The 24316-nt window shown below is 51.7% G+C and carries 17 protein-coding genes and 8 pseudogenes; 10 read left to right on the top strand and 15 right to left on the bottom strand.

The genetic code is table 11. The features are described 5' to 3' along the window. Positions 1-123 precede the first annotated feature (123 nt). The 3 genes from arsC (at position 124) to H7A79_RS11755 (ending at position 2556) form a co-directional block, all read left to right on the top strand. On the top strand, positions 124-480 hold the full coding sequence (gene arsC / locus H7A79_RS11765) for an arsenate reductase (glutaredoxin) (RefSeq protein ID WP_135037219.1): 357 nt from the start codon (positions 124-126) through the stop codon (positions 478-480). Positions 481-563: 83 nt separating this feature from the next. Further along, positions 564-1223 carry a YdcF family protein gene (locus H7A79_RS11760; protein ID WP_187000360.1) on the top strand — a complete coding sequence of 220 codons (660 nt, stop codon included), beginning with the start codon at positions 564-566 and terminating at the stop codon, positions 1221-1223. A 157-nt stretch (positions 1224-1380) separates the two neighbouring features. Next, positions 1381-2556 carry a phosphoglycerate kinase gene (locus H7A79_RS11755; protein WP_187000359.1) on the top strand — a complete coding sequence of 392 codons (1176 nt, stop codon included), beginning with the start codon at positions 1381-1383 and terminating at the stop codon, positions 2554-2556. 660 nt (positions 2557-3216) lie between these two features. Here the strand turns inward: H7A79_RS11755 and H7A79_RS15250 are convergent. Together H7A79_RS15250 and H7A79_RS11750 are read right to left on the bottom strand one after the other, a co-directional pair. After that, positions 3217-3441, bottom strand: a pseudogene (locus tag H7A79_RS15250) (type I restriction endonuclease subunit R, EcoR124 family); the annotation flags it as partial. Positions 3442-3481: 40 nt separating this feature from the next. Continuing rightward, a pseudogene (locus H7A79_RS11750) lies at positions 3482-5267 on the bottom strand (type I restriction endonuclease subunit R, EcoR124 family); the annotation flags it as partial. 115 nt (positions 5268-5382) lie between these two features. Here H7A79_RS11750 and istA point away from each other — a divergent pair. The 3 genes and pseudogenes from istA (at position 5383) to istB (ending at position 7691) form a co-directional block, all read left to right on the top strand. Further along, positions 5383-6977, top strand: a pseudogene (gene istA / locus H7A79_RS11745) (IS21 family transposase). After that, positions 6967-7113 carry a hypothetical protein gene (locus H7A79_RS11740; protein WP_246407916.1) on the top strand — a complete coding sequence of 49 codons (147 nt, stop codon included), beginning with the start codon at positions 6967-6969 and terminating at the stop codon, positions 7111-7113. The pseudogene istA and the gene H7A79_RS11740 overlap by 11 nt, the downstream one beginning before the upstream one ends. After that, complete coding sequence (istB, locus tag H7A79_RS11735) at positions 7095-7691, top strand: IS21-like element helper ATPase IstB (protein WP_246407914.1); 597 nt, start codon at positions 7095-7097, stop codon at positions 7689-7691. Before H7A79_RS11740 ends, istB begins: the two co-directional genes overlap by 19 nt. A 127-nt stretch (positions 7692-7818) precedes the next feature. On the opposite strand, the gene H7A79_RS11730 is transcribed toward istB, so the two are convergent. Genes H7A79_RS11730 through H7A79_RS11720 form a run of 3 tightly spaced genes read right to left on the bottom strand, consistent with a single transcriptional unit; the run spans position 7819 to position 9543 of the window. Further along, a complete protein-coding gene (locus H7A79_RS11730; protein ID WP_187000356.1) occupies positions 7819-8304 on the bottom strand; it encodes a hypothetical protein in 486 nt (161 codons plus the stop codon). Next, complete coding sequence (locus tag H7A79_RS11725) at positions 8305-8901, bottom strand: HI_1402-related protein (RefSeq protein WP_187000355.1); 597 nt, start codon at positions 8899-8901, stop codon at positions 8305-8307. It lies immediately after the preceding gene. A 9-nt stretch (positions 8902-8910) separates the two neighbouring features. Further along, positions 8911-9543, bottom strand: a complete 633-nt coding sequence (locus H7A79_RS11720) for a hypothetical protein (RefSeq protein WP_187000354.1) — start codon at positions 9541-9543, stop codon at positions 8911-8913. Between the two features lie 92 nt (positions 9544-9635). Between H7A79_RS11720 and H7A79_RS11715 the strand changes: the two genes are divergently transcribed. Then, a complete protein-coding gene (locus H7A79_RS11715; RefSeq protein ID WP_187000353.1) occupies positions 9636-10178 on the top strand; it encodes an IS1595 family transposase in 543 nt (180 codons plus the stop codon). A 192-nt stretch (positions 10179-10370) separates the two neighbouring features. Here H7A79_RS11715 and H7A79_RS11710 read toward each other — a convergent pair. From H7A79_RS11710 to H7A79_RS11695, 4 genes and pseudogenes are all read right to left on the bottom strand, one after another. Then, positions 10371-11108, bottom strand: a pseudogene (locus H7A79_RS11710) (type I restriction-modification system subunit M); the annotation flags it as partial. A gap of 56 nt (positions 11109-11164) precedes the next feature. Next, positions 11165-12061, bottom strand: coding sequence for a polyprenyl synthetase family protein (locus H7A79_RS11705; protein WP_187000352.1), 897 nt, complete (start codon positions 12059-12061; stop codon positions 11165-11167). Continuing rightward, positions 12045-12275: an exodeoxyribonuclease VII small subunit gene (locus H7A79_RS11700; RefSeq protein ID WP_187000351.1), complete on the bottom strand. Its 231-nt coding sequence runs from the start codon at positions 12273-12275 to the stop codon at positions 12045-12047. The genes H7A79_RS11705 and H7A79_RS11700 overlap by 17 nt, the downstream gene beginning before the upstream one ends. Before the next feature lie 148 nt (positions 12276-12423). Then, positions 12424-13070 (bottom strand): annotated as a pseudogene (locus H7A79_RS11695) (IS1595 family transposase). A gap of 382 nt (positions 13071-13452) precedes the next feature. On the opposite strand from H7A79_RS11695, the pseudogene H7A79_RS11690 reads away from it, so the two are divergent. Further along, positions 13453-13908: pseudogene (locus H7A79_RS11690) on the top strand (IS1595 family transposase); the annotation flags it as partial. On the opposite strand, the pseudogene H7A79_RS11685 reads toward H7A79_RS11690, so the two are convergent. Then, positions 13894-14208, bottom strand: a pseudogene (locus H7A79_RS11685) (IS1595 family transposase); the annotation flags it as partial. The pseudogenes H7A79_RS11690 and H7A79_RS11685 sit on opposite strands and share 15 nt — an antisense overlap. 106 nt (positions 14209-14314) lie before the next feature. Then, complete coding sequence (gene gnd / locus H7A79_RS11680) at positions 14315-15763, bottom strand: decarboxylating NADP(+)-dependent phosphogluconate dehydrogenase (protein ID WP_187000348.1); 1449 nt, start codon at positions 15761-15763, stop codon at positions 14315-14317. Between the two features lie 415 nt (positions 15764-16178). Here gnd and ggt point away from each other — a divergent pair, with 415 nt between their 5' ends. After that, positions 16179-17924, top strand: a complete 1746-nt coding sequence (gene ggt, locus H7A79_RS11675; RefSeq protein WP_187000347.1) for a gamma-glutamyltransferase — start codon at positions 16179-16181, stop codon at positions 17922-17924. A 59-nt stretch (positions 17925-17983) separates the two neighbouring features. On the opposite strand, the gene H7A79_RS11670 is transcribed toward ggt, so the two are convergent. From H7A79_RS11670 to H7A79_RS11660, 3 genes are read right to left on the bottom strand one after another with little or no spacing between them, the layout of a single operon-like run. Further along, complete coding sequence (locus tag H7A79_RS11670) at positions 17984-18508, bottom strand: hypothetical protein (RefSeq protein ID WP_187000346.1); 525 nt, start codon at positions 18506-18508, stop codon at positions 17984-17986. Positions 18509-18560: 52 nt separating this feature from the next. Continuing rightward, entirely contained in the window at positions 18561-19868 is a 1308-nt protein-coding gene (locus tag H7A79_RS11665) for a hypothetical protein (protein ID WP_187000345.1), read from the bottom strand. An 11-nt stretch (positions 19869-19879) separates the two neighbouring features. Next, positions 19880-20599, bottom strand: coding sequence for a hypothetical protein (locus H7A79_RS11660; protein WP_187000344.1), 720 nt, complete (start codon positions 20597-20599; stop codon positions 19880-19882). Positions 20600-20772: 173 nt separating this feature from the next. Between H7A79_RS11660 and mutS the strand changes: the two genes are divergently transcribed. Then, a complete protein-coding gene (mutS, locus tag H7A79_RS11655) occupies positions 20773-23367 on the top strand; it encodes a DNA mismatch repair protein MutS (RefSeq protein ID WP_187000343.1) in 2595 nt (864 codons plus the stop codon). Between the two features lie 272 nt (positions 23368-23639). Here mutS and H7A79_RS11650 read toward each other — a convergent pair. Further along, a pseudogene (locus H7A79_RS11650) lies at positions 23640-24297 on the bottom strand (IS1595 family transposase). Between the last annotated feature and the right edge of the window lie 19 nt (positions 24298-24316).

Genomic DNA, 24316 nt, shown 5'->3' with positions numbered 1-24316 from the left:
GGCCTTTCTGTTTTTTTGCGGCGTTTATCCTGCAACCTTTATGATTTGACTCAAAATGCGGCTGGAACAATTCGTAAAGATTGGTTTACAATCAAAAAACCGCTCAAACATCAAGGAACCTTCATGCCGAAAACCGTTACACTCTATCACAACAACCGTTGCAGCAAATCACGCGCCGCCCTCTCCCTGCTGAATGTGCGCGGCATTGATGCCGATGTGGTGAACTATCTCGACACCCCGCCTTCATTTGAAGAACTGCAAAGCATTTTTGCCAAACTCGGCGCCGATTCGCCCCGCAGCATGATGCGCGTGAAAGATGCACTCTACCGCGAGCTGGAACTGGACAACCCCACCCTGAGCAGCAACGACCTGCTTAAAGCCATCGCCGCCCACCCCGCGCTGTTAGAGCGGCCGATTGTGGTGGCCGGCAGCAAAGCAGCGGTAGGCAGGCCGCTGGAAAACATCGAAGCTTTATTGTAAAACCCAATCTCCTTTTCAGACGGCCTGATACCGAAACCGCAAAGGCCGTCTGAAAAAACACATTACAACCAACCGGAAACCCCATGCTCACACCCGCCCTATACAGCCGCAACGGCCTACGCTACCACTTTCTGCACGGCTTGGTTTTAAGCCTGCTGCTGGTAGCGTTTGCCTTCGCCTGCTGCGTGTGGTCGGTTTACAGCACCGGCAACCGGAGCCTCCCCCCCGATATACACGCCGATGCCGCCGTCGTGCTGGGCGCTGCCGCATGGGACAAACGCCCCTCTCCCGTGTTTCAAGAGCGCATCAACCACGGCATCGCCCTCTACCAAAGCGGCCGCGTAGAAAAACTTGTGTTCACCGGCGGCACCCCCAAAAAAGGCTTCATGACCGAAGCCGAAGTCGGCCGCCGCTACGCCATCAAACAAGGCGTGCCCGCGCGCGACATTCTATTTGAAAACAAATCACGCAACACCTATGAAAACCTCCACAACGCCCGCCAACTGCTGCGTGCCAACGGCATCGGCAGCGTAATCATCGTCAGCGATCCCTACCATACCGCCCGCGCCGCCGCCATCGCCAAAGAGCTGGGTTTGAACGCCCGCACCTCAGGCACCCCCACCACCCGATACAGCCGGTCAGACAAAAAAAACGAATTTCTCCTGCAGGAAAGCTACGCACTGTTTATCTATTATTTTGAACGCTGGGGCAACAGCGTACTAACGTTTTTCGGCTTACGCTAGCCGCCCCACCTTAAGCGGGACCTTTTCAAACGGCCTTTTCCTGTAACCCCATGTAATCATGACACAAATCAAGCCCACAGCCGCAGCGGCTTTACCCCGAACCGCTCTTCGCGCATAATAAACCCCGATTTTTTTCATTCTCCCCAAAGGAACCGACATGGCATTTTTGAAACTCACCGAACAAAACGTGCAGGGCAAAACCGTATTGATCCGCTCGGACATGAATGTGCCGTTTAAAGACGGCCAAATCAGCGATGATACCCGCATCCGCGCATCGCTCGCCTCAATTCAATATTGCCTGGACAACGGTGCGGCGGTGATTGTGATGTCGCACTTGGGGCGCCCCACCGAAGGCGAATTCCACCCCGAAGACGATGTTGCCCCCGTAGCCACCCATCTTGGCAACCTGTTGGGCAAAGAAGTGAAAGTGCTCAATGACTGGCGCGACAACCCGCCCAAGCTCCAAGCCGGCGAAATCGCCATGCTGCAAAACGTGCGCATCAACAAAGGCGAAAAGAAAAACAATTTGGAACTGGGCAAAGCCTATGCGGCCCTGTGCGATGTGTTTGTAAACGACGCTTTCGGCACCGCCCACCGAGCCCAGGCTTCCACCGAAGCCGTTGCCCAAGCCGCCCCTGTGGCCTGTGCCGGCGTGCTGATGGCGGGCGAACTCGATGCCTTGGGCAAAGCCCTTAAAGCGCCCGCCCGCCCGCTGGCAGCGATTGTGGCCGGCAGCAAAGTTTCCACCAAACTCACCATTCTCGAGAGCTTGGCCGACAAGGTTGACCAATTAATCGTGGGCGGCGGTATCGCCAACACCTTCCTTTGGGCCGCCGGCAAACCCATCGGTAAATCGCTGGCCGAACACGATTTGGTGGCAGAATCCAAAAAAATCATGGAAAAAATGGCGGCTAAAGGCGGCAGCGTGCCGCTGCCCACCGATGTGGTGGTGGCCAAAACCTTTGCTGCCGATGCAGAAGCCACCGTTAAAGCCATCGATGATGTGGCTGAAGACGATATGATTCTCGACATCGGCCCCCAGTCTGCTGCCGCACTGGCCGCCGCACTGAAACAAGCCGGCACCATCGTGTGGAACGGCCCCGTGGGCGTATTTGAGTTCGACCAATTTGCCGGCGGCACCGAAGTTTTGGCCAAAGCCATCGCCGAAAGCCCCGCCTTTTCGATTGCCGGCGGCGGCGACACGCTGGCAGCAATTGCCAAATTCGGCGTAACCGGTCAAATCAGCTATATCTCCACCGGCGGCGGTGCTTTCCTGGAGTTTTTGGAAGGCAAAGAACTGCCCGCCGTGGCCGTGCTCGGACAGCGGGCTTAAACAGCGTTTGAGCGCAGTCAAGGCCGTCTGAAAATATTCAGACGGCCTTAATTATGTTGTAACGCATAAAGAAACACTATTTGGCAGTATGGCCGTCTGTGCGGCAACGGCTGCCGCAACTATCCGCCAAGAAGAAGCCGATAAGATCGCCGACCTTTCCACCAACTCCCGCAAAACCGCCTGAAACACCGCTGCCGACTGCAGCCACACACACCCAACAAGCCTTACGTTTAAACGCTACACCACCCTGTACCATGCGCAGCCGGCGCTTACACCGCACACCGCCGCCACACTGGTTGCGCCACCCGAAACACATTTCCATACCATCGTGGGCAGCACCATCCACAGCAACCATGCCCAAAACCGTGCCGCCGCACATCACACTCCTGCTTGCCTCAGCGAACTGCTGTTTTACAACCCCTAAAGGTGCACGCAAATGCAGGCGCACAACGACAGCAGGGGAGCCGAAGCCTCCAGCCGACTGGCTTACCTGTGGAATTTTGCCTGGAATAATGATGCAAAACCGGTCAGGAAACTTTGCAAAATCCGATCAGGCTGGGATCTTTGCACAAATATCTTAAAAGGCCGTCTGAAAGTTTTTCAGACGGCCTTTTGTGTTAAACCAATCATATTATTGCAAGAGCTCGACTTTTTATGCAATATCTCCCCCCCTACCCCTTTGAATTTCTCTACAAACGTACTGATTTTCTCAAAAACACTTTGTTTTTTGGTCAAATACTGTGGGTTAAGCGGACTCATTTTTGGCAAGACCGCATTTAAATCCGCGCCGTTTTCGCTGACATATTCGCGTTTTAATGAAACGGTAATATAGCGTTTGGCTGCTTCTTCATTCAGATTTTCCGATGCAATCAATTCCACTGCTTCACACTGTTGTTCGTGCTGGATAAACCGGAAAAACTGCTCGCCAATTGAGGGAGGATTGCGCAGCTTCATTGCCTACTTTTTCACGGCGCAGCCATTCCCTGATATCGTTGTAGGCCGAGCGGTAATCCTGAATTACCCGCGCACCGGGGATTTCCACCGCCTGCATGGCTTGCATGTCTTCGTTGGTCAGATAATATTTTTCTTTGAATGCTTCAATCGCAGCATGGTCACCGGTATCCAGCTGCTGAAATGCCTGTAAAGCGGCGAACTCATCATAGTTTTGCAAAATATGGCCTGCACACAGAAATTCACCGAACAGCTTGGCAAAATCGCGTTTGTCTTTTTCGGTAACGATATTGCCGGGATCAGGAAAACGCTGCTGCAATTCCGTCACCACTTCCAGATAGCCCCTGCGGGCTTCGCCGGTTTGTGCATCAGTGTAGCCTTCCATGTATTCCTGATAACTTTTTTCCAGCACCACGTTTCTGGTTTGGCTGTTACCGAACAAAGTGATGGCATCAACCGTTGCCTGCTCCAAATCGCGGAAGGTAACAATATTACCGAAAGTTTTAGTAGCGTTGTGGATGCGGTTGGTGCGCGAATAGATTTGCAGCAGGCCGTGATAGCGCAGGTTTTTATCCACAAACAAAGTATTGAGCGTTGGTGCATCGAAGCCGGTTAGAAACATGCCCACCACTATCAGCAAATCCACTTCCTGATTTTTTACCCGCAGGGAAAGATCACGGTAATAGTTTTGAAACGCTTGGCTTTCCACTCTATAATTGGCTCGAAAAGCCGCGTTGTAATCTTGAATCGCATAAGCCAAAAACTCTTTGGCGCTGGCATCCATCGCCGAAATTTCAAAATCTTCATCGACAATATCGCCGACAGCGTTTTGTTCTTCATTGGCTGTAAAAGAAAAAATCGTGGCAATCTTTAAAGGCTGCGCGGCATCTTGTTGCAACTGTTTCAAAGCTTCGTAATACAGCTTGGTCGCTTCCACGCTGCTCACGGCGAACATGGCATTAAACCCCTTACCTGCAGCATTTAGGCGGTGGGTTTTCTACCGGAAATGGGTAAGAATGTATTGAGAAATCTCACGGATGCGTTCCGGATGCAGCAGCGCCTGCCGGTTTTCGGCTGCACTTAACTTCTGCTCATCTGTTTCCTGTTCCAACGATTTGAACTGCGGGCGCACATCATTATAATCCACCTTAAATTTCAGCACTTTTTCATCACGGATGGCGTCGGCAATCACATAAGAATGCAATTGCGTGCCGAATACCTTTTCCGTGGTTTCTGTTCCCAATGCGTTGTCTTCGAAAATCGGCGTGCCGGTAAAACCAAACTGATAAAACTTTTTAAACTTTTTCTTCAGATTTTTTGTACTTCGCCAAACTGGGAACGGTGGCATTCGCCAAAAATAAACACTACCTGCTGTTGGTAAACCGGCAAACTGTCTTCATTTTTCATCAGGTTATTGAGCTTCTGGATGGTGGTAACAATAATTTTATTGTCGTCTTTTTCCAAATTGCGCTTCAGCCCCACCGTGCTATCCGAACCGTTGACACTATCAGGCGAAAACCGCTGATATTCCTTCATCGTTTGATAGTCGAGGTCTTTGCGGTCGACCACAAAAACACTTTATCAATAAACTCGAGCTCGGTAGCCAACCGCGCCGCCTTGAAGCTAGTTAAAGTTTTACCCGAGCCGGTGGTATGCCAGATATAGCCGCCGCTTTTTTCTGCCACATCACGGTTACCCCAGTTTTTCGATTGAAAGGAACCGCGTATTTTCCACAAAATCCGTTCGGCAGCGGCAATCTGTGTTAAATATCGTGCAAAACTGAGCCAGGGAAACGGGGAGTTGTGCTCCAAAAGTGAGCCACTCTCCGTTTGTTATAAACTGCCCCGCTTTATCACACAGCGGAGCCTAACCTGGATGTTATGCATGGAAACCATCGCAAAAGTACACCGGCTTTTTCACCGGCAAAAACTCTCCCAACGTGAAATCGCCAAACAACTGAATCTCTCCCGCAATACAGTAGCCAAATATCTGCAGCACCCCACCGTAGCCCCCCGTCTACCGTAGAGAGCAAACGCCCGAACAAGTTCAGGACTTGCGCGAACTACCGTAGTCCCCCCGTCTACCGCAGAGAACAAACCTATTACCCCAAACTCGGCCCTTTTCTCGAAGTGTTGGCACGACAGCTGCACCAAGAAGCCCAACTGCCCAAACAGCAACACCTTTTCGCACGCCGGCATTTCGAACGCCTCAAAGATGCCGGTTATGCCGGACAGTACAGTGCCGTTGCCGTATTTATCCGCAAATTCCGCCAACAGCACCAACCCAAACCGACTCAAGTCTTTATGGCTCAGGCTTTTGCCCCGGGTGATGCTTGTCAGTTTGACTGGAGTATCGAAACCGTTTGTTTGGCCGGACAGACCGTCAAGGTGAATATCGCCCATTTCCGCTTATGCCACAGCAGGGCTTTTTTCGTTTGTGCTTATCCCAATCAGAAAGCCGATATGTTGATGGATGCACACAACCGCGCATTCGCTTTCTTCGGCGGCGTACCTGCCCGCGGTATCTACGACAATATGAAGACCGCCGTTACCCGCATCGGCAAAGGCAAGGAGAGAGAATTTAACGCGCAGTTTTTACAGATGATGACCCATTTTCTCATTGAACCGGTTGCCTGCACCCCTGCTTCCGGCTGGGAAAAAGGCCAGGTCGAGCGGCAGATACGCCACCTGCGCGAAAGATTGTTTAAACCGACTTTGGCTTTTGATTCCTTTACCTCTCTCAACGACTACCTGCAACAGCAATGCCTGCGGCTGATGAGGCAGCACAAACATCCCGAATATAGGCAGCCGGTTAACGACATATGGGAAAGGGAGAAGCATTCGTTGGCTGCTTTCCGTCCCTATCCGGCAGAACGTTTGGAGATACTCAAAGTCAGCAACCAATCTTTGGTTACCGTCGAACGCCACCGTTACAGCGTACCGGTCAGATGGGCGGGCAATACGGTTAGGGTTTATATCGGCGCACAGACCGTCCGCTTTTGTAGCGATACCGACTGCATTGCCGAACATCCGCGCAGCTTTGTGAAAGACGGCACCAGCTATAACCCTTGGCACTTTTTGCCCTATCTGCAAAAGAAACCCGGCGCGTTAAGAGACGGCAGGGCTTTCACCGGCTGGGTACTACCACCCGTCATAGAGCGTCTGAAAGCCTGTTTGCTTAAGCAGCCCAAAGGAGACCGAGTGATGGTCAAACTGCTGAACCTGATGGCCGAATACGATGCCGACTTGGCATTGACTGCAGCGGAATTGGCATTGGATGAAGGTATGCCGACTCCGGAGGCGGTCTTGAACATCATCAACCGTCTGAAAGAACCGCCGCCACCCCGTTTCCATATTAGGGACATCCCGCTTACCGTCCCGCCGTCAGTTGATTGCAGCCGTTATGACCGCTTACTGAGTCTGTCGGGCAAACAAACGGATACGATGAAGGAGAAGCATCATGCAGCATGAACGTCTGGTCGGATTGCTGAAAGAATTGAAACTCGGTGCGATGGCAGAGCAATGGGATGAAATCGTAATGGACGGCATCCGCCGCAAACGGGGTACGCCGGATATTCCGGAGCCGTTTTGGCTGCCGAACATATAGCCAAAACCGCAAGAAGCACCCAAAACCGGATCAGCCGGGCAAGGTTTGCGCAACAGCGCAGCTTGGCCGACTTCGATTTTGAGCAGAGTTTGATACACCGTCCGGCCTTGGAACTGCTTTTGGGCGGGGACTATATCAGACAGAAGCGTAATGTGGTGTTGGTAGGCGGACCGGGTACGGGCAAAACGCATATTGCCACAGCACTGGGTATCGAAGCGGCGACACAAGGATTCAGGGTACGTTTTTGGAATGTACCGGACTTGGTCAACAAATTGGAAGCAGACAAAGACGAAGGCCGTCTGAAACTAACCGAACAGCAATGTCGGTACGATTTGTTGATTCTTGATGAGTTGGGGTATCTGCCGTTTAGTCAGAAAGGCGGTTCGTTGCTGTTTCATCTGATGAGCCAACTGCATGAAAGGACGAGTGTTGTCATGACGACCAATTTGGCTTTTAGTGAATGGGTGAAGCTGTTTATGGATAAAAAGATGACGGGTGCTTTACTGGACCGCCTGACTTATTGCTGCGATATTTTTGAGACGGGCAATGATTCTTACCGGATGAAACACCGCTCATAGGGTGGCTCAATTTTAGACCACAACTGTGGCTCAGTTTTGGAATGGAATTGACAGTCAATGCTTTTCTGACTGGCGCAACGCTTGCTTGCTAGGGTATTCGTTGCGTCGCCGCCTCTCAAATCAAATTTTAAATCCCTCCTTTCTTTTCAGACGGCCTTGTCGATACTGTAGCATACAAGGATTCAGGGCTGTGTCTGCACGGCCGCGGGTAGTCCAACGCGCGGGCGCACCATTCGCTGCAAAACCAGCTGCCCGGGCCTTGTTTGATAAACGGCAACACAAAGGCCAACACGCCGAAAAAGTCGTATCGGCAGCCATCTGTTATGCGGTAAAACCGTGCTGCCTTTTCGGCCGCCTCCGGCGGCAGCTCGATTAAATCCCATCGCTCCGGTGGCAATGCCATTACTTTTTTGCGCACGCCGCCGTCGCGGGCAGAACTGGAATAGCAAGAAAAAACCCCTGCGCGCTGGTTATCCTGTACCGCAATCTCGCAATGGCTGTACCGGCTTTTGGTAGCCCGCCGCACGGCGGCATCGGCTATGCGTTTGATTATGTCGCGCGGGCGCTTGATGTCTGCTTTGCCCTTGTAAAGGGCAAGATAAGCCTTAGCCATTCAGATGGCCTCCGGCGCAGTAAACGCAATCACAATCTTATCCAGCGCGGCGGTCGTCTTGGCCGCCTCAATCTTGGCTTGCAGCGCCTGCCGCTGCCCGGCGATGCTGGCGGTGAGTGCCTCATAGGCCAGCGTTTTGCGCAGCGCGGCGGCCCTAAGCTGCTCAACCGGCACGCCGCGTGCGGCGGCGATGCCGTTTAAAACGGGGGTAGGCGCGGCGTGGTCTGCCGCCCATGCTTTGGCCTCGGCGGCCTGCAATGCCCACGTCTGCACCTCAAAGGCGGGCAGCTTGTCGGTTTCGGCGGCGGCATCGATATAGGCTTGGGCAGCGGCGTTGAGTTGGTGCAGCTTGGCGGCTTTGGCGGCCTCGAGTTGCTGCGCGGCGGCGCTGTCGGGCAACACCCATTTGCCGTTGTGCAATTGGTGCAGATGGTCGGGGGGCGGGGTATCGCTAAACCACACCGATGTGCCGTCCGACCAGGCAAACGGGCGGGCATCGTCCCATTCCGCCTCGAGGCAATATTGGCCGTCTGAAAGGGCGGGGGCTTCGTGGGCGGCCATTTCGCAATGGCCGTATGTGTTGAAAATCATATACATAATCAACCCTTAAACAGTAACCCAAGTATTATTGCGGCGCACCCTCACCGTGCCGGTGAGTTTGTCGATAACGGTAGAGCCGTTTTTGGCCGTCGGCGAGTAGCCGATCCACGGAATACGGGCGTTATAGTAGGCGTCGCCCTTGCCCGGTATAACGGGGGTGGCGCCGCCGGTTAAGCCGTTTTCGTAGTCAAAATCGAAATAGAGGTTGTCGTAGGTGATCGCCTCGGCGGTGCGGATTGCCGCCATGCCGCCGCGCAGGTTCACGCCGGTGAACATCACGTTTTTCACGGTGCCCGCGCCGGTTGCTTCGGGCGCGGCATTGGTGTCAAAAAATACCACCGGGGCGTTTTGGTTGTGGCTGTTTTGGTAGCTGCCGCCCTGCACAAACAGGCCGTCGAGCAGGCCGTCCCAGCCGGGGAACCGGTCATAAACGGCAGACACGACGCGGATGCCCTGCCGCTGGAAATCGCTCATCACGTTGCCGTTAAGCGAGATGTTGGTTACCGATTCCAGCGACACCGCATCCCAGCACGAGTATTGCGCGTTGCGCTTTTTGCCGAGCGTGCAGCCGTTCAGGGTAACGCCGTCGACCACCGAAAACATATAGCCGGCAAAATTGCCGATGCCGCCGCCGGCCATGTTGACATCCTCGACATGGCAGGCGGTGAATTTAAAGTTTGGGGCTGTACTAGATAACTAGGGAAATTTAACTTCAGGTTAGAATAATCCCTATGAGAAAAAGTCGTTTAAGTCAGTACAAGCAAAACAAACTGATTGAACTATTTGTTGCAGGTGTTACCGCTCGCACAGCGGCGCAATTAGTTAGCGTCAATAAAAATACCGCTGCCTATTACTTCCACCGTTTGCGCTTACTTATCTATCACAACAGCCCGCATCTGGAAATGCTTGATGGTGAAGTAGAAGTTGATGAAAGCTATTTTGGCGGACAACGCAAAGGCAAACGTGGTCGCGGTGCGGCTGGCAAAGTGGCTGTATTCGGGCTTTTGAAGCGTAATGGTAAGGTTTACACCGTTGCCGTACCCAATACACAAACTGCGACTTTATTGCCAATTATCCGCGAGCAAGTGAAGCCTGATAGCATTGTTTATACCGATTGTTACAAAAGTTATGACGTTCTTGATGTGAGCGAATTTTCACATTTTCGGATCAATCACAGCACACATTTTAAAGAGTGTGAATGGCGTTTTAACAACAGTGAGATAAAATTTCAAATTTCTATTTTAAAACAATTAGTAAAGCAGGATTTGTTCTAGTTATCTAGGACAGCCCCAGAAAAAATATCAAAAACCTCCCCTAACGTCTTCCACTCCACCTTTTCCGCCTGAATCATTTGCAGTAGTTTTGTTGAATCATCGTGTTGTCCTTAAATAACTTTATAGGCCGTCTGAAACCGCTTTCAGACGGCCTTGTACTGTTCGTGGCTTAGGTTGTGCGATGTATTTGGCTTAGGCTTCCAGCTCGGCAATAATCTCATCAATGCTTTGGCGCAATTCGTTGATTTTGGCTACAGTAGCTTTAATCTCGGCGTTAAGTACGGCAATATCCACCGCTTCGCGTGTGTCTTCAGCTTCTACATAGGAGCTGGCGGCAATGGCACTGTTGTCCACCGATTGGGCAAGATGGGGCACGTCGGCCTTGTCGGCGAATAACCGCATGATCTGCGCGATGTGTGCGTCGGTCAGAATATTGTTGTTGATTTCTTTTTTTAACAATTTGCCGGCATCGATAAATTGGGTTTTGTTGTCGGCCTTGTGTTTGGACAACACCAAAATATTCACCGCAATCGAGGTGCCGTAAAACAGATTGGGCGCAAGGGCAATCACGGTTTCAACGTAATTATTGTCTACCAGATATTGGCGGATTTTCTGCTCAGCACCGCCACGGTAGAAGATGCCGGGAAAAGAAACGATGGCGGCGCGGCCTCTGGCGGAAAGGTAGTTGAGGGAGTGCAGGATAAAGGCGAAATCGGCTTTGGATTTGGGTGGCAGTATGCCGGCGGGGGCAAAGCGTTCGTCGTTGATTAAAGTGGGGTCGTCGCTGCCTTTCCATTTCACAGAATAAGGCGGATTGGAGACGATAGCATCAAAAGGTTTGTCGTCTTTCAGCTTGGGGTTGAGCAGGGTATCACCCAATTCGATATGGAATTTATCGTAGTTGATGTTGTGCAGAAACATGTTCATGCGTCTGAAAAAATCTTTCAGACAGCCTTTATGCTCATTAGAAACTGGCCGCTAAACCACTAATGCTTGCGCGCCGTAACAAATTCTGCTAATGCCTGCAAATGCCGGGCTTTTTCGCCCAATGGTGCCAACAAATCTGCTGCTTGGGCAACCAAATCTTCCGCATAACGGCGGGACGGTTCCAAGCCCATCAGTTTCACATAAGTGGGTTTGTTGTTGTCGGTATCTTTGCCGGCGGTTTTACCGAGCGTGGCGGTGTCGGCTTCGCAATCGAGCACATCATCCATCACTTGAAAAGCCAAACCGAGTTTGCGGGCATAGCCGTCTAAGCGCTGTAAATCGTCATCGCCCAAATCGGGGCAGGCCTGCGCGCCGAGTGATACGGCAGCGCGGATTAGAGCGCCGGTTTTGAGGCTGTGCATCTGCTCCAACCCGGCTTGGTTCATGGGTTTGCCCACATTGGCCAAGTCGATGGCCTGGCCGCCGGCCATGCCGAGGCTGCCGGCAGCCCGGGCAAGCGCGGCAATCATGTTGAGCTGGCGCGAGGGGGGTAAACCGGTAGGCCGGCTTAATATGTCGAAGGCCAACGTTTGCAGTGCATCGCCGGCTAACAGTGCGGTGGCCTCGTTATATTGGATATGGCAGGTGGGTTTGCCCCGGCGCAGGCTGTCATTGTCCATCGCCGGCATATCGTCGTGCACCAGTGAATACACATGGATCATTTCCACCGCTGCCATTGCGTATTCCACTGCCGTTTGATCTGCTTCACCCAATTCGGATGCAGCCAACACCAACAGCGGGCGTAAACGCTTGCCGCCGCCGAGGGTAACATAGCGCATAGCTTGGTGCAGAGTGCTCGGCACGGTGTGTTCGGAGGGCATCAGTTTTTCGAGCACACTTTCGGTTTGCGCTTGCGCTTTCTGCTGCCACGCTTTCAAATCATTCGCTCTGCTCAAGGCTCAGCTCCTTCAGTTCACCTGCATCGAGCACTTGCAGTTTTTGTTCTACTTCAGCCAGTTTGGTGCGGCAGTATTTCACCAGTTCGTTGCCTTCCTGATAGGCCGTTAACGCGTCTTCCAGCGGCATTTCGCTGCCCTGCATGGCTTGAGTAATTGCTTCGAGGCGTTTTAAGGCTTCTTCAAAAGATTTTGGGGCGGTGTTTTTTTTCATAAGGTTCCGTTAAATACACGACAGACAAATATTTTCCGATACAGGAGGAATAGGCCGAAAAAATAATGCAAAAACCGGTTTATCTGCCGATTAAAATACAGCTAGTCCACTAAAAAATAAGGCTCTAGACTGGCAGCTTTATATAAATTTACTTTAAAAGCCTCCAAAGTTGGTGACCCAGTTCATCAGAGTTTCGGTTCCATCGCCATCCGCATTCCTTCAGGTGCAAATCAAAGTTTTTGGTTACGCCGTTGAATTTGGCGGGCCTTCGTTTGGTAAAACTCCGGAAGCTTTCAATACCATTGATGCGCCCGGTACCATCCGCAAACTCATTTTGTCCGTGATTAACGCGCAAATGTTTAGAGTAGCCCGCACCAACCAGGCCGCTGTAACCGCGCCGGCTATCAGAATAAACAACACCCTCCAGAGAGACCTTTCCCAATATAACAGTTTGAAGTGTTTGCTTTTTACAATCAGAAACGATTTCGGTATAAACCCTGCCGTCTCTTTCGAAAATACCAAAGACGGGTTGTTTAAGCGTTCCTCTGCCACGCTTTGACTTGCCATGGAAACCGCGCTACAAATAGCTTTCATCAACCTCTATGCTGCCGTATAACAGGTCTTTTTGCCCGCTTTGGCAGCAGTATATTTCGTGTCTGAAAATGCGATACCGGTGGTTGATGGTATTGCGGTTGAAGCCTGCCGGCAAAGCGGTTTTTGAGGCTTCTATACCGACACAAAAATGCTTGATAATTTTTTGAGCTGATGGTCACTTAACTTGGTGTTATATTTCATTTTTCCAGGCTAACAGAGCTATTCTGCCAGTCTAGAGCCTAAATAAATATAAAGCGCAGGCAACGCAAATATCGTGAATCCGTTTTTTCCGCTGCGGGGTCGCTGCGCCTGAGATCAATGAAACAGGTTCACCATAGTATAACAAGGCTTGTTATTTTAAAGCAGGCCGGCCATAAGGGGTTTGTGAAAAACAGCTATTGTATAAGGGGCGGAAGGGAAAAGCCATCTTTAGATTCTATAACGGTTTATCAACAGTTTATTATGATGCACATACTGTGATATCAAATGTAGAAAAGGCCGTCTGAAAACCGGGTTGGGTTTTCAGACGGCCTTTTTCATTGATCACAAATCTGCTCCATTTCCGTTACAACATTACTATGCCCTGCCTTGCCGTCTGTACCGCCTGAAGCCTACCTTGTACCGGAAGAGAAAATTGCTTCAATTTTTTGTATTGGAAATTACAGCACGTTCAGCAGCCAATATACTCGGTATCCAGTCCAACTCAGCCAGATTGTTTTACCGAAAAATCTGCCAAGTTACTGCCTGCCGTCTGGATCTTCAAGCAGACGAAGTTTTTGTGTTTCCGCTGAGCCGGATGAAAGTTATTTTGGCCGACAACGTAAAGGCAAACATGCTCGTGGAGCTGCGGGTAAAGTTGCTGTCTTTGGCATTCGAAACGTAACGGCAAAGTCTTTACTATCGTAGTTGAAAACACCAAGAAAGACATTTACTTCCTGTTATTAAACGAAAAGTCATGCCTGACGGCATTGTCTGTACGGACTGTTATAAAAGCTATGATGTGCTTGATGTGAGTGACTTTACCCACCACCGTATCAACCTGATTGTGCCGTTTCAGAATGCCGAAAACAGCCGCTTTCCCTGCCTCTCCCTTGCCGCGTTTTCCTTTGCGATGACCGCCGAAACAGCTTTCATCCAGCTCGGCTGGAGCATTAAAAATTTCATCGGCAGCCGGTGTTAAATAACGGCTGATGACTTGGCGGATTTTGCGGTGAAGAATAGCGGAGTTAGACTGAATAATCAAAATATCAGCAGCGGAACGGGCAGTAATTTGGAGTACAAAAAATTCAAGAAGTTTTCTTTGGAAACTCTTATTTAGCTTACGGTAGGTTATCTTCATTTCTGCAGCTTGCCATGGCTGCTAATCTACATTAGCCCCTTAAAAAGAAAAGCCGTCTGAAAATATTTCTAGACGGCCTTTTGCCGAAACGGGCTGTTACATCGGTTTAGATATCATAAGTGGTCGAAGCGATGTCGCCGCCTTTGCCTGTCCAATTGGTATGGAAAAACTCACCGCGCGGTTTGTCGGTGCGCTCGTAGGTGTGGGCGCCGAAGTAGTCGCGCTGGGCCTGCAGCAGGTTGGCGGGCAAACGCCCGCTGGTATAGGCATCGAGAAAGGTCAGCGCCGATGTCATACACGGCATGGGAATACCGCATTCGATGGCTTTGGCCGCCACTTTGCGCCAGGCCGGCAGGCATTGTTTGAGAATGCGTTTGAAATAGGGGTCTGAACCGAGAAACACTAAATCGGGGTTGGCTTCATAAGCATCGCGGATATTGCCTAAAAACGCGCTGCGGATAATGCAGCCTTCGCGCCACAGCAGGGCGGTTTGACCGTAATTGAGCGCCCATCCGTTCACCTCGCCGGCTTCGCGTATCAGCATAAACCCTTGTGCGTAAGAGATGATTTTCGAGGCTAACAGGGCTTCGCGCAAGGCTTCTACCCATTGGGCTTTATCGCCTTCGACCGCTTTAACGGTTTTGCCGAACAGTTTTTCGGCTTCGCTGCGCTGTTCTTTAAATGCCGACACGCAGCGGGCAAACACGGCTTCAGAAATCAGGGTGAGCGGAATGCCCAAATCGAGGGCGTTGATGCCGGTCCATTTGCCGGTGCCTTTCTGGCCGGCGGTATCGAGAATCTTCTCTACCAGCGGTTCGCCGTTTTCGTCTTTAAAACCCAGAATGTCGGCGGTAATCTGAATCAGGTAGGAATCCAGCTCGGTACGGTTCCAGATGCCGAAAATTTCGTGCATTTGTTGATGGTTTAAACCCAAGCCGTCTTTCATAAACTGGTAGGCTTCGCAGATAAGCTGCATATCGCCGTATTCGATGCCGTTGTGTACCATTTTGACGAAATGGCCGGCGCCATCGCGGCCCACCCATTCGCAGCAGGGTTCGCCTTGAGGGGTTTTGGCTGCAACCGCCTGCAAAATGGGTTTAACGTGCGGCCAGGCTTCTTCGTTGCCGCCGGGCATAATCGAGGGGCCGTTGCGTGCGCCTTCCTCGCCACCGGAAACGCCCGCGCCCACGAAGCGTATGCCTTTTTCGGCCAGCGTTTTGGTGCGGCGGGTGGAATCAGGATAATTGGCATTGCCGCCGTCAATAATGATATCGCCGGGTTCTAAAAGCAGCACGAGCTGCTCGATAAAATTGTCCACCACGCTGCCAGCGCGTACCATCAGCATGATTTTTCGCGGTTTTTTGAGTTTTCCTACCAAATCCTGCAGTGAATCGGCGCCGATAACATTGGTGCCTTTGGCTGCGCCGTTGAGAAAATCATTGACTTTGGAAACGGTGCGGTTGAATGCAACAACTTTAAAGCCTTTGTCGTTCATATTGAGAATCAGGTTTTGGCCCATCACGGCCAAACCGATTACACCGATATCGCTTTTCATCGGGAATCCTTTTGTTTGTGAATTGCAGGCTGCCTACTTTAACCGATTCAGTGCACTTAAACAATGTTTGAAACAGGATTTATATACTGATGCAATGCAGCAGAAAAGCATATAGCAATTTAATAATTAAATAGTAAAAAGACTTTGATTTTGAAGCGTTTGATTTTTTGTGGATAAGATGTTTTTATCTTTTGATTTCAAAATAGTAAAACCAATAAAACCTTTTGGAAAACTTAAGGTGGACCATGCGGAAATTTGTGGATAATTTTTATCGTATTTCATAATTTGTAGAAAACAGGCAGGTTATACACAGTTTTCAGACGGCCTTTTTCAAACAGTTGAATCGGTAGGCCGTCTGAAAAATCGGTTATAGTGAGATGGTTTTAAAAAGATTTCCAACCGAAAGGAGAAGCCCATGCCGTTAAAATCATTGTTGTTCGCCCTCTTGACCGTGTTTTCCCTCAATGCCCATGCTTATCGGCCTGCATCCGACACAGAAAGCCGTGCGCCCGAACAGGGCACGGGCAAAACGACACAGCAACTGGTTGAAGTAAAAGAGTTTATGGCAGCATCGGCCAATCCGCCGGCCACCGAAGCGGGGTATGAAGTGCTCAAGCGCGGCGGCAGTGCCATCGATGCCGTGATTGCCATGCAGACCACACTGAGCTTGACCGAACCGCAGTCTTCCGGTTTGGGGGGCGGCGCGTTTTTGGTGTATTGGGACAACCAAGCCAAAAAGCTCACCACCTTCGATGCGCGTGAAACTGCACCGCAGGCCGCTGCGCCTCAGCTTTTTTTAGACAAAAACGGTAAACCGCTAGAATTTATGCAGGCAGTGGTGGGCGGCCGTTCGGTGGGTGTGCCCGGCGTGCCCAAATTGTTGGAAGAGCTGCACAAACGCTACGGCAAACTGCCGTGGAAAACCTTGTTTTCCAAACCGATAGCATTGGCCGAACGGGGTTTTGCCGTGTCGCCGCGCCTGGCGAAATCGATCGAACAAAACCAGCAATATTTGCAACGTTATCCTGAAACCGCAGCCTATTTCCTGCCCGGAGGCAAACCGCCCGCGGCGGGCGATGTGTTGAAAAACCTGAAATTCGCCGCTTCGGTGAAACTTTTGGCGGCTAAAGGCAGCGCACCGTTTTACCGCGGCAAGCCTGCCGAAAACATCATCAAAGCCGCAAACGGTGCGAAAAGCAACCCCGGCAGAATCACGGCGGCCGATTTGAGAAACTACCGCGTTATCGAGCGGGAGCCGGTTTGCGCACCCTACCGAGGGTTTGAAATCTGCGGCATGGGCGCGCCCAGCTCCGGCGGTATTGCGCTGGCGCAGATTTTCGGCGTGATGCAGCATTTCGATATGAAAGCCATGGGCGCAGGCAGTATCTTAAGCTGGCGCGTGTTGGGCGATGCTTCGCGTTTGGCTTTTGCCGACCGCGATTATTATGTGGCCGACCCCGCTTTTGCCGAGGTGCCGGTGCGCGCCATGCTGCATCCCGAATATCTGAAACTGCGCGCTGCTTTGATTGCAAACAGTTACGGCGCGCTGCCGCAGGTGAGCCCCGGCGGCTTTGCCCGCACACAGGGCAAAGGGCAGGGCATGGAGCTGCCTTCCACCAGTCATATCGCGGTGGTGGATAAAAGCGGCAATGTGGTTTCGATGACCACTTCCATCGAAAACGCTTTTGGTTCCACCCTGATGGTCAATGGTTACCTGCTCAATAACGAGCTGACCGATTTTGCGTTTAATCCTGTTGATGCAGAAGGAAAAACCGTGGCCAACAGCGTGGCCGGCGGCAAACGCCCGCGCTCTTCGATGGCGCCCACCATCGTGATGAAAAACGGCAAGCCCTATATGGCTGTAGGCTCGCCCGGCGGCAGCCGCATTATCGGTTATGTGGCCAAAACCCTAACCGCCCATATCGACTGGGGCATGGACATCCAAACCGCCATCGATCTGCCCAATATGCTCAACCGCGGCAGCGCCTATGAATTGGAGGAAAACAGCGCTGCCGCCGCTAAAGCTCCCGATTTGGAGAAATTGGGCTACAAAGTGCAGGTGCGCGATTTGAACTCAGGCTTGCAAGGCATTGTAATCGGCAGCAACAGCCTGCAAGGCGGTGCCGATCCGCGCAGGGAGGGTAGGGTGATGGGGGATTAGTTGATCTGCCGGCAGGTTGCGGCAGCAGGCCGTCTGAACGTTTTTTCAGACGGCCTGACTCAATTGGCTTTTCCCCTAAAAAAATAGATAGCAAAAGCAACCATTCTAAACGGCAGATAAATACAGACTGTTTTTGCAGCCATCAGCCCTATAAAAAAAACGGGGTTGTTATGGAAAGATTCGGTAAACATAAAACTTCTTCTACCGCTGAAAATACTGAATTCCTGAGGATAAAAACTTATTAAACCAGCATATGTTCCCAAACCTAAAATTAACAATAAACTCCACCCTAAACTCCACCCGCTATTTTTAGGTAGTGGGGTAATGATGTCGTTTCTGCGCCAGATGCCCATAAAAAAGCCCGTAACTACAGCTAAAACAACGGAAAAGCTGTTGGTTACTTTGGCGGCAAAGGGATAATTGGAAGGGCTGTACCAGCCGTTGCCGAGCAGATAGCGGTCGATAAAACCATCCAGTCGGTAAGCTGTATCGCTTCCCGGGTGGGCGGGGGTAGAGATAAAGATTAGAACCGGAATAACAAACAGTGAAATAAAAACATAATTTTCGATTTGTTTCCTGTCCATAACAAAGCTCCAAAGGCCGTCTGAACGTTTTTCAGACGGCCTGTTTGATTAATCAAATGATGGGATTTTCTTGAATTGGGGTTTGGATTTCAGGCTGAAGAATATCCGGGTATGCCGGGTTTTCGGGCAAAACCGGCTCTTCCGATAAGCTCAAACCGGGCTGCCCGGTTGGGGGCTGATAATGGCTGCTAAGATCGTCCTGTCCTTGCGGCTCGGTTTCTGCGCTATCCCAATCGAAACCGGCCTTTTCCAACAAACCGGGTATTTGGAGGGCGGCGGCTTCGGCAGCAGGGGCAGGTGTTTCGGCGGGTGTTTCGGCGGGGATTTCAACAGGGGTTTCAACGGGTGTTTCTGCCGCTGCTTCCGCCCCGTTCTCACCCGCCGGGTGTTCAGATACCTGCTGCGGAAAATCGGCGGTAATTTCCCTGCCGTTTGAAATATGGGTGTTTTCGGCATTAAGGATAAGTTTGCCGTTTGAATCGATATCGCCGATCACCGCCAAATCTTCACTGTCGATTTCGAGATTTTCAAAACGGTGGCTGCCGATCAGGGTTACGCTTTTGGCGGCAAGTTTGGTGTCGCCGCTGTGGCTGTGGTTGCCGAATACAACCAAATCGGTGTTTTCTGCATGGCCGTTGCCGAAATCGAAGCGGTTGGCACCGGAGATTGCTTTATCTAACGCATCAACACCTTCCAAAGCAAAGTATGTAAGTATAACTCCGCCTGGAATCGTAATTGCAGTAACAGCTCCGACTGGTGCACCCCATACCATCAGATCCGCTCCAAGCCCCCCGGCCAGCGTGGCGCTGCCACTGACAGCGGCGGCTGATGCGGCAATTTTGGCCACCTGCGCGGCCACGGGATCCCAGTTGCCGTTTTCAGAGGCTTTGCTGATGCGGTCGCCCAATTCGTAGGCATCGGCCAAGTTGCCCAGGGTGCCGGTTATTTTGGCAATGCCGCCGAGCAGATAGGCTTTGCCCGCCGCTTCGCCTTGCTTCTGCGTCAGTTCTGCCGCATCGGTGCGGTTTTTTTCTACCGCCTCGTTCAGGGCTTCGCGGTTGCCGGCATAGTAGGCTCTGCGCTCGTCATAGATATGCCCTTGTTCAAATTCGATAATGGTTTGCGAAAAACCCGAAGCCAAATCGTGTTTCAGCGATGCGCTGTTTTTGAATTTTTCGGCTTCGGCCAAAAAGGCCTGATGCGGGTTGGCAACGGCAGATTGGGCAAGGGCAGCGGCATTGCCGGCTGCGCCTATGCTTTGGTTGAGCGGGTTGGGGTTTTGTGGTTGAGCGGCTATTTCGGAGGTATCGTTAGCAGTGTTTGCAGTTTCTGCCGGAGTGGCGGACAGGGTTTCTGCCATAACGGGATTTCCTACAGGCACGGTTGTAGGTAGTTGGGGGTAATGGGTGAAACAGGGGCAATATCCGGCCGCAATACTGTGGCGGTTTCGGTTGGGAGATTGGTGGGGATTTCAGTGTTACTATTCTCTGTTGCAAATGCGGTTTCTACGGAAACATAGTCTTCGGCCTGAGGGGACAAATTGTTTTGGGCGTTTATAATTGCTACAATTTCGCTGTCAGTGAGAGTGGTAGTTTTACTCCCAATGATATATATATCTTCGGGAGATTTTGCATAGCTTGTTATCCAAAAAAGATCTCCCTTATCATTTAGAGAAATGCTTTTGCCGGGAAGCAAGGGGCTAGAATAAGATGTAAATACTCTACCTTCTTCTATAGTTTCCGTGGCTGTTCCACCAATATTTTTAAAAAATTCGATAATCTCTTCCCTTGATTTGCTGCCAATTTGCTGTAATTCTTCTACACTGTAGCGCTTTCCGCCGCCAAGGGTAGTTTCCATTACGGGCAGCGTATCGAGTGTTGATAGTTTGGTAACGGATGATTCTGGATATGGCTGTGTACGGATATAGTCTGTTGCTGATGGTGCGGCAGGTGTGGGAAGCGGAACATAATCCGATGCTTTTGGGGTGGAAACAGGCTGCCATTCATTTGGGCTGAATGTATCGAATATGTTGGATGCCGTATTCCAACCGACAAATCCAGAATAACTGTCGATATTTTTATATAAGTTCATTTCTTCTCTCCTTTAAATGTCGAATTTCAGAGGATAAACATTATTATTAATTCGAATAAAGACCAAAAGCCGCCTGAAAAGTTTCCCTCCGGGGAAATGTTTTCAGACGGCCTAAGCTTTTCTTTCTTTTGCTACAATAGCCCTCCTTTTCTACCCTCACAGGCCGTCTGAACATGACCAAACCCGCCGTTTCCCCGATGATGCAGCAATATCTCGACATCAAAGCCGGCCATGCCGACAAACTGGTGTTTTACCGCATGGGCGATTTTTACGAGCTGTTTCTTGATGATGCGGTAGAGGCGGCAAAACTGCTCGATATCACCCTCACCACCCGCGGCCAGATGAACGGCGAGCCGATTAAAATGGCGGGTGTGCCGTTTCACGCCGCCGAGCAGTATCTGGCGCGGCTGGTGAAAATGGGCAAAAGCGTGGCGGTTTGCGAGCAGGTGGGCGAAGTGGGCGCGGGCAAAGGGCCGGTGGAGCGCAAAGTGGTGCGCATCGTTACCCCCGGCACGCTCACCGATTCTGCTTTTTTGGAAGACAAAGAAACCAACCGCATTGTTGCCGTGTGTGCCGGAAAAAAACACATCGGGCTGGCCTGGGCTTCGCTGCAAAGCGGCGAATTCAAAGCCAAGCTCACCGGCGCGCAAAAGCTGGCCGATGAGTTGGCGCGTTTGCAGCCAGCGGAAATATTGCTGCCCGATGGCAGAAACGTGCCCGATATCCGGGCGGCCAACATCACGCGGCTCAACCACTGGCAGTTTGCCGCCGACACTGCTGCCAAGCTGCTCGCCGATTATTTCGGCAGCCAAGATCTGCGCGGGTTCGGCCTTGATATCGAAGAGCACGCGGAAGCCGTTGGCGCAGCCGGCGCGCTGCTCAACTATATCCGTCTCACCCAAAACAGCCTGCCGCAGCATTTAGACGGCCTTTCGCTCGAAACCGAAAGCCAATATATCGGCATGGATGCAGCCACCCGCCGCAATCTTGAAATCACCCAAACACTCACCGGCAAAAAATCGCCCACGCTGTTTTCGGTGCTTGATGAATGCGCCACCCATATGGGCAGCCGCCTGCTTGAGCTGTGGCTGCACCATCCGCTGCGCAACCGCAGCCACATTCAGGCGCGTCAGCAGGCAGTGATGGAACTGCAAAACCACCATGCCGATGTGCAGGGCCGTCTGAAAAACGTGGCCGACATCGAACGCATCGCCGCCCGTATCGCCGTGGGCAGCGCCCGCCCGCGCGATTTGGCCGCCCTGCGCGACAGCCTTTTTGTGCTGGCCGAAATGCCGGTGCCCGCCGGCGGCAGCGCCTTGCTGCAAACCCTGCAAAATGTGTTCCCCGAAACCCTGCCGGTGGCTGAAAAGCTGCAGGCCGCCATCCTGCCCGAGCCTGCCGTGTGGCTGAAAGACGGCGGCGTGATCAACCACGGCTTCCACCCCGAATTAGATGAATTACGCCATATTCAAAACCACGGCGATGAATTTCTGCTCGCCCTCGAAGCGCGCGAACGCGAACGCACCGGCCTGTCTACCTTAAAAGTGGAATTCAACCGCGTGCACGGCTTTTATATCGAATTATCCAAAGTGCAGGCCGAACAGGCGCCCGCCGACTACCAGCGCCGCCAAACCCTGAAAAACGCCGAACGCTTCATCACCCCCGAATTAAAAACCTTTGAAGACAAAGTATTAAGCGCGCAAGAACAGGCGCTCGCGCTTGAAAAACAACTCTACGACACCCTGCTCAAAGAGCTTCAGACGGCCTTGCCGCAATTGCAGAAAGCCGCCAAAGCCGCCGCTTCGCTAGACGTTCTCTCCACTTTTGCCCGCCAAGCCGAAGAACGCGGCTACGTTTGCCCCGAGTTTGCCGATTATCCGCTGATTGAAATCAACAACGGCCGCCACCCTGTGGTCGAGCGGCAGGTACGCCACTTTACCGCCAACCACACCGGTCTCGACCACAAACACCGCCTGATGCTGCTCACCGGCCCCAATATGGGCGGCAAATCCACCTATATGCGCCAAGTGGCGTTAATCGTGTTGTTGGCGCACACCGGTGCCTTCGTGCCGGCAGATGCCGCCAAAACCGGCCCCATCGACCAGATTTTCACCCGCATCGGTGCCAGCGACGATCTGGCCGGCAACCGCTCCACCTTTATGGTGGAAATGAGCGAAACCGCCTACATCCTGCACCACGCCACCGAACAGTCGCTGGTGCTGGTGGACGAAGTCGGCCGCGGCACTTCCACTTTTGACGGTCTCGCACTGGCGCAGGCCGTTGCCGAACACCTGTTGCAGAAAAACCAATCGTTCAGCCTGTTTGCCACCCACTATTTCGAGCTGACCCGCCTGCCCGAAGCGCACGCCGGTGCCGTCAATATGCACCTTTCGGCGCTCGAGCAGGGGCAGGACATCGTGTTTCTGCACCATATCGAGCCCGGCCCCGCCAGCAAAAGCTACGGCATTGCCGTGGCCAAACTCGCCGGCCTGCCCGCGCGCGCGCTCAAATCCGCCCGCAGGCACCTAAACCAACTCGAAGCACAGGCCGCCGCCGACCGCCCGCAGATGGATATTTTCAATATGATGCCGTCTGAAAACGATGGCGGTGGCTTTAACAGCACGGAAAATTTTTCAGACTGCCGCAATTTTGAAAACAGCCTGCCCGCCAACCCCGCGCTGGATATGCTGGCCGCCATCCGCCCGGACGAACTGTCGCCGCGCGAAGCCCTGGAAATGCTCTACCGTTTGAAAGAAGTAGCCGGTTAGGCCGCAATGGTTGGCAAAAAAATCTAAAATTTTTGCGAGCAAAGGCCGTCTGAAAACGGCAGGCAAAAAAACGCCCTTGTAAACAAGGGCCGAAGTGTTTTCCGAAAGGATAAACAGTTATGAAAAGTTGCTGACGGCAATTATACTCACGCACTTTACAGAATACCAAATTTAACTGCTGCCCTGCCCGGTGTTGTCTTTTTTGCGCCACAGGTTTGTTTTTACTGTAAAATATTTTAAATCAGGCTCTAGACTAGCAGCTTTATGTAAATTTACTTTAAAAGCCCCCAAAGTTGGTGACTCAGTTCATCAGAGTTTCGGTTCCATCGCCATCCGCATTCCTTCAGGTGCAAATCAAAGTTTTTGGTTACGCCGTTGAATTTGGCGGGCCTTCGTTTGGTAAAACTCCGGAAGCTTTCAATACCATTGATGCGCCCGGTACCATCTGCAAACTCATTTTGTCCGTGATTAACGCGCAAATGTTTAGAGTAGCCCGCATCGACCAGGCCGCTGTAACCGCGCCGGCTATCAGAATAAACAACACCCTCCAGAGAGACCTTTCCCAATATAACAGCTTGAAGTGTTTTCTTTTTACAATCAGGAACGATTTCGGTATAAACCCTGCCGTCTCTTTCGAAAATACCAAAGACGGGTTGTTTAAGCGTTCCTCTGCCACGCTTTGACTTGCCATGGAAACCGCGCTGCCGTTTGGCAGCAAAATAGCTTTCATCAACCTCCATGCTGCCGTAACAGGTCTTTTTGCCTGCTTTGGCAGCGGTATATTTCGTGCCTGAACATGCGATACCGGTGGTTGATGGTATTGCGGTTGAAGCCTGTCGGCAAAGCGGTTTTTGAGGCTTCTATACCGACACAAAAATGCTTGATAATTTTTTTGAGCCGATGGTCACTTAACTTGGTGTTATATTTCATTTTTCTAGGCTAACAGAGC

The sequence above is a fragment of the Neisseria musculi genome (genome assembly GCF_014297595.2).
GTDB lineage: Bacteria > Pseudomonadota > Gammaproteobacteria > Burkholderiales > Neisseriaceae > Neisseria > Neisseria musculi.
This window is presented reverse-complemented; position numbering and strand designations above follow the sequence as displayed.